This is a genomic window from Sphingobacterium alkalisoli (assembly GCF_005049105.1).
In the GTDB taxonomy this organism is placed as follows: Bacteria; Bacteroidota; Bacteroidia; order Sphingobacteriales; family Sphingobacteriaceae; genus Sphingobacterium; species Sphingobacterium alkalisoli.
Genome location: NZ_SUKA01000003.1, coordinates 158136 through 171658 on the forward strand (window position 1 = coordinate 158136; position 13523 = coordinate 171658).

General features: G+C 42.6%; 5 protein-coding genes. 2 read left to right on the plus strand and 3 right to left on the minus strand.

Annotated elements, in window-relative coordinates:
- Positions 1–418: 418 nt before the first annotated feature.
- Both FAZ19_RS10305 and FAZ19_RS10310 read left to right on the plus strand, forming a co-directional pair.
- Positions 419–9865: a PKD domain-containing protein gene (locus FAZ19_RS10305; RefSeq protein ID WP_136820650.1), complete on the plus strand. Its 9447-nt coding sequence runs from the start codon at positions 419–421 to the stop codon at positions 9863–9865.
- A 33-nt stretch (positions 9866–9898) separates the two neighbouring features.
- Positions 9899–10795, plus strand: a complete 897-nt coding sequence (locus FAZ19_RS10310; protein WP_188876122.1) for a PorP/SprF family type IX secretion system membrane protein — start codon at positions 9899–9901, stop codon at positions 10793–10795.
- A 283-nt stretch (positions 10796–11078) separates the two neighbouring features.
- On the opposite strand, the gene FAZ19_RS10315 is transcribed toward FAZ19_RS10310, so the two are convergent.
- The 3 genes from FAZ19_RS10315 to FAZ19_RS10325 all read right to left on the minus strand — a co-directional run bounded on the left by FAZ19_RS10315 (position 11079) and on the right by FAZ19_RS10325 (position 13476).
- Positions 11079–11987: an EamA family transporter gene (locus FAZ19_RS10315; RefSeq protein WP_211245485.1), complete on the minus strand. Its 909-nt coding sequence runs from the start codon at positions 11985–11987 to the stop codon at positions 11079–11081.
- 115 nt (positions 11988–12102) lie between these two features.
- Positions 12103–12588 (minus strand): hypothetical protein, encoded by a 486-nt coding sequence (locus FAZ19_RS10320; protein WP_136820653.1) that lies wholly within the window; start codon positions 12586–12588, stop codon positions 12103–12105.
- A gap of 87 nt (positions 12589–12675) precedes the next feature.
- Positions 12676–13476 carry a helix-turn-helix domain-containing protein gene (locus tag FAZ19_RS10325; RefSeq protein WP_169305631.1) on the minus strand — a complete coding sequence of 267 codons (801 nt, stop codon included), beginning with the start codon at positions 13474–13476 and terminating at the stop codon, positions 12676–12678.
- Positions 13477–13523: the final 47 nt, after the last annotated feature.

Sequence of the window (13523 nt, forward strand, 5' to 3'; positions counted from 1 at the left end):
AAGCTCAACGACAGTTGGGCTTTTATTTTGTCTTTACAGAATGAGAAGCTAAATCAATTATTATCAATTATTTCTTGTTTTTTCTATTATATTTTCAGAATATTGAGGTGAAATTATCATTTTACATCAAAATGAACTGATAACGCCAATTGTAGCGATTCCACTTAGGCAGAAGTGGATATGTTATTTAGATTAGTCTGCATGCTACCTAGTGTATACTTTTTTAGTTGTCTTTTCTTTTTTGACCTATGAAAATATGAATATAAACTTCCTACAGTTCCTAAAGAAACTATCGCTTTTTTTTTTCGGTACTTTTAACAATACGCTTTTACAGTGCGAAAATAGCGTTGCTCGATACAAATGCTTCAGTGCTTTCTACTACTTGTTCCAGATCTTCTGATCAAAATTAACTTAAACTATGAAAAAAATTTTATTTCTGTCCTGTTTAATCCTCGGTTTTTTCACTTCGGTACTTACCTCCGGGGCCTTTGCTCAGATTATCATTGATTTTGAAAATCCACCAACTATTCCTATTTCTGGGGTACGATCTGTTTCTGTTGGGGGATTTACTTTTGCCTCTAATTTGACCAATCAATATAGTATTGGTTTTCAAAACGGGGTTGGAGCCGGAAATTCCATTGCTTTAATAGATGGAAATCTTCAACAATTTGGTCTAACAAAATGGACGATTTCTAAAGACGGAGTAGGTGGATTTCAATTCTTGGGAATATGGATATTTAATCGTGACCCAGGTAACTTAATGACTTCAAAATCAGGTACTATCCAGGGGTTTAAGAATGGAGATGAAACAGGGGATGCAAAAGCGATTAATTTCAACGGGCCACAAAATTTCGCAAGCGACCCTGATTTTTTTGATGTGGACGAGATTCAAATTGTAGCTGATGATATTTATGTTGCTATAGATAATTTCACCTACGGGACTGTTTTTGTTCCCGGGCCTATAAATACTGCACCCGTTGCCACCGCACCCTCGGCTCCTACTGTTAATGAAGACGATGTTAACGTAGCGCTAGCGGACAACATAGAGATCACAGACGTAGATGGAGATGATCAGACGGTTTCCTTTACAGTTACCGGTGGTACAGTCTCTTTGGGAACTACAGGAATTACTTTTGCAGGTGGGGGAAATGGCTCTGCCAACTTTACAGCTTCCGGTACCTTGGTCAATATCAATGCGGCTCTTGATGCAGCCACATTTACACCAACACCGAATTTATTTGGCACCAATGCAGGTACGATTTCTTTTGTTTCAAATGATGGAACGGTCAATTCAAACACGGCTTCAGTCACTTTCGATATTATTGGTGTGAACGATGATCCGAGTATCTCGGGGTTACCTTCTTTAGTTACGGTTACCGAAGATGCTACAGAAGATCCTTTCAATATTTCAGCGGCCTCAATCAGTGATATCGATGCTGGAAGCGGGGAATTGACACTAACGCTGGAAGCAACAGGGGGGGTATTTGATATAGCAGCTGGTACTGGAATTACTGTTTCAGGCCATTTAACATCTAATTTAACCCTGACGGGAAATCTTACGGCTCTAAATAACTACATCAATATTCCCTCCAATATCTATTTCAGACCTGATGCCAATCTCAGTGGCAATAATGCAGCATCGGTTCAAGTTTATATAAATGACAATGGAAACACAGGCTCGGGAGGAGGCACTAACGTTCCGGTAGGGATCGTTAATGTCAATATTACATCCGTAAACGATGCTCCAACCGATGTACTTCTGGATAACAACAGTGTAGCAGAAAACGAACCTGTAGGCATAGTAGTTGGCTTATTTTCCGCTATTGATGTGGACAATGGGGATACATTTACTTACACGTTGGTTCCCGGTTCGGGAGATGGTGGTAATTCGGCTTTCAGTATAGAAGGAAATGAACTCCGTACTGCAGCTGTCTTTGATTTTGATGTACAAAACAGCTATTCGATCCGTGTTCGTGTGACTGACTCCGGAGGATTGGTTCTGGAGCTTCCTTTTAGTATAAGTATTACCGATGTCAATGAAGCGCCAACTGTAGTCAATCCTATTCCGAATCAGAATATAGACCAAGGTGAAGAATTGAACTTCCAGTTTGCCGTTAATACGTTCGAGCATGGGGATGTGTTAACGTATTCATCGCAATTGGCAGGTGGTGGGGCACTACCTGCTTGGATCAGCTTCAATGCAGCAACCCGAACCTTCAGTGGAATTCCTTCAAATGCCCACGTTGGTACTGTCAGCATTGATGTAATTGCAGATGATGGAAATGGGGGGACTGCTACAGACACATTTGATATTGTTATTTCCAATATAAATGATGCTCCAATTGTAGCCAATGCGATTCCGGACCAAACTGCTACAGAGAATATAGCTTTTAACTTCCAATTCGCTGCAAATACATTCAATGATATTGATGTCGGGGATGTCGTGACGTATTCAGTCCAATTGTCAGGCGGTGGGTCTTTACCTGCTTGGCTGAGTTTTGATCCAATAAGCCGGACTTTCAGTGGGACACCGGGAAATGATGATACTGGTTCGATAGCCATAGAGGTTATTGCGAATGATGGAAATGGGGGAGCCGTTTCTGATTCCTTTGAACTCAGCATCCAAGGAGTCAACGATGCTCCGGTTATTTCTGCTCCTTTAACCATTTCCTTGTTCGAAGATGAACCTGAAGCATTAACTGGAATAAGCTTCGCCGATCCTGACGCAGGTTCGAGTCCGGTCACGGTGACTTTTAATGTGGGTAGCGGAACTTTATCTGCCATTCCGGGAAATGGTGTGGCTGTTGGTGGCAATTCAAATTCCTTGATTTTGGAAGGGAGTTTATCTGATATCAATGCATTCATTTCCAACGGAGAACTGACATTCACTACTGCATTAAATACTACTTCAGGCGTGAATTTAAACATCAGTGTTTCTGATAATGGGAATATTGGTTCTGGCGGTGCACTGACTGATCAAACGGGTGTTACCCTTTCAGTGACAGCAGTGAATGATGCTCCTGTAAACACGATTCCGGGAACACAGCAAATTGATCAGGGGGGTGCTTTAATTTTTTCCAGTGGTAACGGAAACCTGATCAGCGTAAGTGATGTGGATGCAGGTGGGGCGACCATTGAAATAACCCTGACAGCCAGCAATGGATTGATTTCATTATCAGGCACTGCGGGTTTGGCTTTCTCCCAAGGTTCAGGAGTGAATGATGGTACGATGATGTTTGTAGGTACCATATCAGATATCAATACGGCCCTGGATGGTTTGATGTTTAGTCCTATAGCCGGTTTTAATGGCCTTGCAAGCCTTTCTATGACATCCAATGACCAAGGTTTTTCAGGTTCAGGTGGAGCACACACGGATACTGATGTAATTTCAATAACGGTGAGTTCCATTACTCCAGTGGTAACTGGAGTAACAAGCAGTGCTGTAAACGGAATCTATAAAGTGGGAGATGAGGTCTCCATTTTGGTCAATTTTGATCAGGCTGTAATGGTTAATACAAGTGGCGGTTATCCTCGCTTACGCTTGGAAACCGGCAGTACAGACCGTGAAGCAGATTACGTGAGTGGATCAGGAACCAATATCCTGAATTTCAGCTATATGGTTCAGGAAGGGGATAACTCTACAGATTTGGATTATACGACTACAAATGCATTAGTACTTAATGGTGCTACTATAGAGAATATTTCAGGAGATGCTGCATTAATCACCCTGCCTCCGACAGGATCACCCAACTCCCTATCTGGACAAAAGGATATACAAATTGATGGGTTAATTCCAACAGTTGCCAACGTTGCCGTACCTGCTAACGGAATCTATGGCATAGGTCAGAATCTGGATTTTACAGTAAATTTCTCTGAAGCTGTAACAATCACAGGTTCTCCCCAAATCAGTCTTACCGTGGGGGCAACCACCGGTCAGGCCAGTTATTTTTCAGGCACTAATTCAAATGCGCTTGTTTTCAGGTACACCGTCCCTATGGGGGATCTTGATCTTAATGGGATTGTTGCAGGAACTTTATCTCTCAATGGTGGAACTGTGAGGGATGCGGCTGGAAATGATGCCAATTTAAGTCTCAATGGCATAGGGAGTACCAGCCAGGTTCTCGTTGACGGGGTAAGACCGACTGTTGTCAGTTTGAGTTTGGACAATACCTCCCTAGCGGTGGGAGAAACGGCAACACTTACCCTAGTGTTGAGCGAAAGAATCTCGGGACTTGAAACTGCTGATTTTTCAGTTGACAATGGCAATTTATCGGGTTTGTCCTCTTCAGATGGGGGCTTAACTTGGACGGTAATATTCACTCCTATTTCAGGAGTTGAGGATGATTCAAATTTGATATCACTTAACAATGAAGGGTATACAGATCTGGCTGGCAATACAGGAACGGGAACAACCCATTCCGACAATTATGTTGTAGACACAGCTGCTCCGACAGGTTATTCAGTGACATGGGATGATGCTTTAATCAATGCTTTTGAATCTTCGAATACTACCTTCACTGTTTCCAATACAGAAATTAATACCTTCCTCAATTATAGTATTTCGAGTAGTGGGGATGGAAATACGGCTACTATCACTGGTTCTGTGTCGGTAAATAATGCAGTCCAACAAATTCCTGTGGATGTTAACACATTGACAGACGGTACTTTAACCATTGAAATCACCTTAACAGACGAGGGGAATAATGAAGGGGGTATAGTTTCAGCTAATAACGCAACTTTAGACCAAACACCACCTGCAAGTCCTTCCACGCCTGATTTGACAAGTAATAGCGATACCGGTGTAAGTGATACGGATAATATTACGGCCGACAATACACCTACTTTCGCGGGAACTGCCGAAGCTAATTCTAGTGTAGAAGTGTTTGGCAATGGAATTTCGCTGGGAACCACCAGTACAGATGGTTCGGCCAATTGGAATTTTACATCTGCTCTTATGGCTAATGGGACTTATGCAATCACGGCTACGGCTACAGATGCTGCAGGTAATGTGAGTTTACCTTCTACTGCTTTGTCCATCACCATTGATCAAAACGAATGTAATGCCCAGGCTGATTTCATTTTCAGTCCTACTGAAGGCTGTGCAAATCCGTTGACGGTTTTCTTTACTGATCAATCCATCTCTCCGGATGAATGGGCATGGGATTTTGGGGATGGAGGTACTAGTTCAGCTCAAAACCCTATCCATTCCTACACAACTTTTGGGGATTTTACTGTAAAACTGACAGTGACAGACACTATATATGGTTGCTCATCTACAATAGAGAAAGTCGTATCTAACTATGAGCTAAAACCTGAATTCTCAGCGAGTAGGACTTTTGGTTGTGGCCCACTGGAAGTTGATTTTGAGGACTTATCTGTTGGGGCAGAAAGTTGGAATTGGAATTTTGGAGATGGAAACACGTCGACTGAGCAGAACCCAACCCACATTTATGAGCAGCCTGGTACTTACGCTGTAGTCTTAACAATAACTGGTGGAGCTTGTTCCAAAACAATAACTAAGACCAACTATATTCAGGTTATAGGCCCTGATGTTGACTTCTCTACAGATATCACCGAGGGCTGCGGTCCTCTTACTGTGGCATTTACAAATAATACCATCGCAAGCTCTCCTTCTATAAGATGGGTATGGGACTTTGGAGACGGGACAACTTCTACTCTGCAAAACCCAACCCACGAGTATGCTAGTGTAGGCACATATACAGTCACATTAACGGTTTCTGACTTAGATGGATGCAGTAGGACTCTGACAAAGACTGATCTGATCCAGGTTAATATGTTGGCAGCTTCAATAATACCAACCAATGTGACTTGCAACGGTGGATCTGACGGATCTATTACAGCGACTCCTGATGAAGGCTTGGCACCGTTTACCTATGAATGGGGCAATGGGGCAGCTACGGCAACCATAAGTGGACTCTCGGCGGGTAATTACTCGGTGAAAATCACCGACGCTAATGGATGCTCGGTAACAAAGTCAGTTGAGATTATTGAGCCAATACCTGCAGGTCTTGCTACCTCAAACCCAACCTCAGTAAGCCACTCAAGCGCAGCGCTGGGAGGTGAATTATTGAATGGATTGGATTGTGAGCAGGAAACAGGAATTGTCTATGCGACCACTTCCAATCCTGATATTGCAGACACCAAAGTGATAATGACTTTGACAGGAAATCTCTTCAGTGAGGTAGTTACGGGCTTACAGGTCAATACTACCTACTATGCTAGAGCATACAGCACTAACCAAAATGGTATTACTACTTATGGAAATGAAGTGGTTTTTACTACGTCGAAAAAGACACTGGAGATCACAGCTGTTGTTGGACAGAGTAAAATCTATGGCGATGCAGATCCTGTATTTACCTATACAGCTACCGGTTTTGATGGAGGGGATGATGAAAGTATACTGACAGGAGCTTTGGAAAGGGTTGCAGGAGAAAATGTGGGAACCTATGCAATTCAGCTGGGAACTTTAAATGCAGGTACTAACTACACGATTAACTTTACAAGTGCAGACTTTGAGATCATCCCTGCAGGCTTTACGGGCGTAACTCTCGATGATGCAAGCTTTGTCTATGACGGCACTGCCAAATCATTGGCAATTACTGGAACCCTTCCTGCCGGAACTTCGGTAACCTATACCGACAATAGCAGAACGGATGTAGGCTCCCAGGAAGTGACAGCTACAATTACCGGTTCGAACTTTACTACATTGGTATTGACAGCTGACCTGACGGTTACCCCGGCTACAGTTACAGGAATTACATTCGAAGATGCCAGCTTTGTCTTTGACGGCACAGCGAAGTCGCTTGCGATTACGGGTACGGTACCGGTAGGGGCCAGCGTTGTGTACACGGACAACAACCGCACGGATGTTGGAACGCAGGAAGTAACAGCTACAATTACCGGTTCGAACTTTACTACATTGGTATTGACGGCTGATCTGACGGTAACTCCGGCTACGGTTACAGGAATTACATTCGAAGATGCAAGCTTTGTGTATGACGGAACTGTCAAGTCCCTTGCCATCAGTGGCACACTGCCAAACGGGACAAGCGTTGCCTACACGGACAACAACCACACGGATGTGGGAACCCAGGAAGTGACAGCAACAATTACCGGTTCGAACTTTACTACATTGGTGTTGACAGCTGATCTGACGGTTACCCCGGCTACAGTTACAGGAATTACATTTGATGATGCCAGCTTTGTCTTTGACGGCACAGCGAAATCGCTTGCCATCAGTGGTACACTACCAGCGGGAACAAGCGTTATTTATATGGACAACATCCGTACGGATGTGGGAACGCAGGAAGTGACAGCTACAATTACCGGTTCGAACTTTACTACATTGGTATTGACGGCTGATCTGACGGTAACTCCGGCAGACATTACGGGAATCAGTTTTGATAATGCCAGCTTTGTCTTTGACGGCACAGCGAAATCGCTTGCCATCAGTGGTACACTACCAGCGGGAACAAGCGTTATTTATATGGACAACAGCCGCACGGATGTGGGAACACAGGAAGTAACAGCAACAATTACAGGCGCGAACTTTACTACTTTGGTATTTACAGCTGACCTGACGGTTACCCCGGCAGACATTACCGGAATCAGCTTTGATGATGCCAGCTTTGTCTTTGACGGAACTGCCAAGTCCCTTGCGATCGGTGGAAACCTACCTGCTGGGGCTTCAGTAGCTTACACAGACAACAGCCGTACGGATGTGGGAACCCAGGAAGTGACGGCAACAATCTCTGGATCGAACTTTACTACGTTGGTGCTGACGGCCGATTTGGAGATTACACCAGCTACCATCACGGGTATTACTTTCGAAGATGCAAGCTTTGTCTACGACGGAACTGCCAAGTCCCTTGCGATCAAGGGTACATTACCGGCAGGGGCTAATGTAGCTTACACGGACAATAGCAGAACAGATGTGGGAACACAGATGGTAACAGCTACAATCTCTGGATCGAACTTTACTACTTTGGTATTGACAGCTGATTTGACGGTTACTCCGGCAGACATTACGGGCATTAAAATTGAAGATGCAAGCTTTGTCTACGACGGAACTGCCAAGTCCCTTGCCATCAGTGGCACACCGCCAAACGGGACAAGCGTTGTTTATATGGACAACAGCCGTACGGAGGTTGGAACGCAGGAAGTGACGGCAACAATTACCGGTTCGAATTTCACCACTGTGGTGTTGACAGCTGATTTGACGGTTACCCCGGCGGACATTACGGGCATTACATTTGAAGATAACAGCTTTGTGTACGACGGCACAGCGAAGTCGCTTGCGATTACGGGTACGGTACCGGTAGGGGCCAGCGTTGTGTACACGGACAACAACCGCACGGATGTTGGAACGCAGGAAGTAACAGCTACAATTACCGGTTCGAACTTTACTACATTGGTATTGACGGCTGATCTGACGGTAACTCCGGCTACGGTTACAGGAATTACATTCGAAGATGCAAGCTTTGTGTATGACGGAACTGTCAAGTCCCTTGCCATCAGTGGCACACTGCCAAACGGGACAAGCGTTGCCTACACGGACAACAACCACACGGATGTGGGAACCCAGGAAGTGACAGCAACAATTACCGGTTCGAACTTTACTACATTGGTGTTGACAGCTGATCTGACGGTTACCCCGGCTACAGTTACAGGAATTACATTTGATGATGCCAGCTTTGTCTTTGACGGCACAGCGAAATCGCTTGCCATCAGTGGTACACTACCAGCGGGAACAAGCGTTATTTATATGGACAACATCCGTACGGATGTGGGAACGCAGGAAGTGACAGCTACAATTACCGGTTCGAACTTTACTACATTGGTATTGACGGCTGATCTGACGGTAACTCCGGCAGACATTACGGGAATCAGTTTTGATAATGCCAGCTTTGTCTTTGACGGCACAGCGAAGTCGCTTGCGATCACGGGTACATTACCGGCAGGGGCGAATGTAGCTTACACGGACAATAGCAGAACATATGTGGGAACACAGATGGTAACAGCTACAATCTTTGGCTCGAACTATACTGAACTGGTGCTGACCGCCGATTTGGAGATTACACCAGCTACCATCACAGGTATTACTTTCGAAGATGCAAGCTTTGTCTACGACGGTACAGCTAAATCACTTGCCATCACGGGAACACTGCCTGCAGGAACAACGGTAAGTTATACGAACAATACACATACCAATGCTGGCACGTACAACATTACGGCAAATATTGAAGGTGGCAACAACTATAACGACTTGAGTCTAACAGCCAATCTGACGATTCATAAAGCACCTCAGAGCATAACGTTCATTTCTCCGGGAGTATTATCCCGCGATGCAGGAACAATTGCCCTGGATGTGTACGCCAGCAGTGATTTACCCGTCAACTTATCCGTAGATGACGCCTTCATCGCCACGGTATCAGGTACGGACTTAATGGTACACCGTTTAGGAACAGTGCGGGTATCAGCAACACAGCCCGGGAATGCTAACTATGAGGCAGCAGAGCCGGTGTACATGGATATCAAGATCGCGAACGATGCCTCAGCAAAAGTTCCGATCCGCGTGCACCAAGCCGTATCACCGAACGGCGATGGTATAAATGAGTTCCTGATGATCGAGGGGATAGGAGATTACCCAGACAACAGGGTGACCATATTCGATAAATCGGGCCGTGTGCTGGCCGAGATAGAGGGATACAACAACCGTGGCAAGGTATTCACGGGACAGTATGTAATCGATGGAACGTATTATTATTACCTAGATCTATTGGATGACGGGACGTGGAAGCGCGAGAAAGGTTTCTTTGTCGTAAAACGCTCTAGCGGTAACTAAGCTTTAATTATGAACTTATTGAGATTAAATAGAATGGGAATATTAAAAATAAATATCGGATCGCTGATTATCGTACTTACACTGCTTGTACCCGGAGTTGTCCGGGCACAGCATGGTGTGAGCTACAACCAGTTTGGGCAGTTGCGAAACAGCTTCAATTCGTCGTTGAGTACAATGGATGAACGGGGAAGTGTCTCTGTATTGGGACGTAGCCAATGGTTGGGGGTAGACGGTGCACCAAAGTCGCTATGGGCGACAGGAAATATTGGTTTACAGCGTATAGGTGCTTCCGTTGGCTTTGACATCAAGCACGCAGCCATCGGTGTTGTCAAGGAAAGTGAATTTAGTGCTTATTTCGCAAAATCGGTGCGTTTGTCTGAAAACGAATACCTCAGCTTGTCGATGGGTGGTGGGCTATTGTATTTTCAGGGAAATTATAATAGCCTGGATGGTACGGATCCTTCGTTCCGTGATAACATACAAGAGACGGCCGGTGTATTAAGTATCAGTACTTCTTACTACAGTAAAGAACGGTACTATGTCGGTGTCTCCATGCCGCGTTTTTCGCTTAATCGACGTGAAGACCGCGAATATGAGTTTGGAAACGTGTACTATATTACCGGTGGTGCTTTATTCCGCCTAGATGACATGTTCCATTTCCGTCCATCTTTTCTGGTCAGCCATATGGACGATCAGTCGCCTAGGTACGATGTAAGTGCTTTGTTTTTTATGGCACGAAAACTAGGTTTGGGAATGGGCGTTCAGAACCAGGGGGACCTTTCCGCGTTGTTACAATTGAATTTCGGAGATTTTGGCATAGGATACAGCTACCAGTTCAGTCCCAACACAGGCACGCTGAACCAGCGTATATCCAACAATACGCATGAAATCGGATTGCGTTACCGGATAGGTGGAATAGGGTTGTTGTAAGGTTATAAGGTATAATACTTTTAAAAAAAGTTGGAATAAAAAAAATTGTTATTATCTTTAAATACAGGTAATAGATAAATCCTGCGGATTAAATCCTTAATCTACAGGTAGTTTAAAAAATTGGTTAATAGCCCCTCGCAATCTCCCCGATTGATACGAGGGGTTTTTGTTAAATTGATCCTTCATCATGATCTTAGTAATGCTTTTGTGTTTTTCCTGCTCAAATTTTTGCTCGTTGTACTTGACCGATTTGGTACGCTCAATAGATAGCGTCTGCCAGCCTTCATTTTTCAGTCATTTTGAGATATCCTTTATTGATGCAATACACGCCACTTAAGGAAGCTGCCAATGCTAAAAGGGTAATTGCTGTTAATGGTTCTTTCAGGAAGAAGAATCCTAGCATTATGGCAATAAACGGATTAATATAGGCGTAGAGAGATGCAATGCCTATAGGAAGATGCTTTAATGCATAAACAAAGCAGGAATATGCCACGATGGAACCGAACACAATGAGGTATAGCAATGCCCATATACTTGCTGACGAAATAGATTCTAATTCAGAATAGTCATCTAAAAAAGCACTAAAGAAGAATAACGCTACACCTCCTGAAAACAGCTGTAAGGCTGCATTCTGCATTACACTACTATGGCCGGAGGTTTTATTCTTGGCATATACGCTTCCTGAAGCCCAGGCAAGGCAAGCCCCAAAGGCAATCAACATTCCTGTAATATATTCGGGTTTGGTCAAATCTTTTAGGTTGTCTCTGAATATTAGAAGAATGCCGAGGAAACCCAATGATAATCCGAAGATAATGAGTCTGTGCGGCTTTTTTTTATCGAAGCCCAGCACATAATTGATAACTACCACAAATACCGGTGTAAGCGACAAGATCAATGCGGCCAGTCCGCTGGATATATAGCGTTCGCACCAACCGATAACCCCATTTCCCAAAGCAACCATCAATACTCCGGGTATAGCTTGTTGCCAAATCCCTTGTTTAGTTAATGTTAGATTTCTGGTCAATGCAAGTCCTGCCAAGAGAACTCCTCCGGCAATTACTTGACGAATAGCCGCAAAGAGGAAAGGTGGAAATGTCTCTACACCGATACGGATGGCAAAATAAGTAGTACCCCACACCAAACATACTACGAGAAGAGCTCCATAAGCCAGCAGATTTTTATTACTACGCATTGAAATAAATTATAAAACAAAGTAACGAAGAAAAAAAATACGGTTACAGATACAGTTTTTATATTTTTTTAGGGTACAATTTTTTAAAGAACGCTATATAAAATACTGTGGATCATTAGACCTTTCTGCCTGTATTGTCTGCCGTTCGAAGTGTTGACCAGTAAATATTTGATAGCGCAAGTAATGAAAAAAATATCGGAATGTATGGTGGTTTAATTTTTAGTGGCAAAACATCTGCTGGCACATCTGGATGTAAGTGAACATAAACACTTGTCATCATCATCACAATAATGGTAAAAAATGCAAAGTTTGTTAATAAAATATACGCTTTATTTGAAATTTTTTGTCTGTATATAAGACAAAGAAATAAAATAACACCCACCGCTATTTCCCCCATGACACCCACTATTTGTGAAATTTGACCTAATCCACTGTTAGCAATCTGTATACTGTACCATCCTTTAAAGGGATTAAAAAATTTTAGAATGCCAAACATAAACATACATGTTGCTAAAAACCAATACGTTATTTTGTAATATATCATTTGATTAATCATTTGAATTACTGAGATAGGCAAATTGTTCCTTTTACAATTTTGCATATTTATTTTAACACAAAACTGCATCTAAAAAGTGAAAGAATATTGGATAAGAAGTTCAAAAAAAGGAAAAATAAGTTCAAATGTTCATTAGAGTACTTTACTTTTTCGATATTCGAAGGGAGATAAATTATACTTCTTTTTAAATAATTTTGTAAAATAAGAGGTGTCGTTAAATCCAACTTTATAGCAAATTTCGCTGATAGAAAAATCAGTGAAGCCTAATAAATTACTTGCTTTCAGAAGTTTTTGCTCTTTAATATAATTCGCGGGTGTGTCTTGGAAATATTTTTCAAAATCCCGCTTAAATGAAGATAAACTACGACTTGAAAGCACTGCCAGCTCGCTTATTGTAATATTGGAAAAAAGATGTGCTTGGATTACTTCTTTAAAATTCGCTTGTCTCTGGGTAAACAGGTGAGAAAATAAACTCATAACATTTTCTGCATTGCTAGTCTGAAGGAGTAACAGAATTAGCTCTTTTAATTTAAGTTTTAACAAATCATCATTAACCAATGTCGGATTTCTAAAATAGAAATCGAAACTTTCAATGAAATGAACCATTATGCCTTGTCTTTCTGTTTTTTTGGCAAAGTACTTTCTATCGGTAGGGTTAATAAAACTTGGGATTTCATCTTTGTATAGTTCTATTAAAATGTCAGGATGGAGATGAATCGCAAAAATTTCACAGTATTGATTTTTGGATTTTTGGATTAGTTCTGCAAAGTATTTGCCACATTTCAGTAATACACTTTCTGATAAATAAATATTCAATTTTTCGGTGGGGGATTTTAGAGTGGTCTCTCCATCTTTTATATATAAAAAGCAGGCTTCATTTTGAAAAATTGCAGCATATTTAAAGGGGGTCTTGATGCGTAATTTTTCAACCACGCATTTGTTATTTAAGTTAAAGTGTGTTCTATCAATTATCATTCTGG

What these genes read in the sequence shown, in the direction of transcription:
- FAZ19_RS10305 (WP_136820650.1), top strand. Translation starts at nt 419, where the DNA reads ATGAAAAAAATTTTATTTCTGTCCTGTTTAATCCTCGGTTTTTTCACT.
- FAZ19_RS10310 (WP_188876122.1), top strand. Translation starts at nt 9,899, where the DNA reads ATGGGAATATTAAAAATAAATATCGGATCGCTGATTATCGTACTTACA.
- FAZ19_RS10315 (WP_211245485.1), bottom strand. Translation starts at nt 11,987, where the DNA reads ATGCGTAGTAATAAAAATCTGCTGGCTTATGGAGCTCTTCTCGTAGTA.
- FAZ19_RS10320 (WP_136820653.1), bottom strand. Translation starts at nt 12,588, where the DNA reads ATGCAAAATTGTAAAAGGAACAATTTGCCTATCTCAGTAATTCAAATG.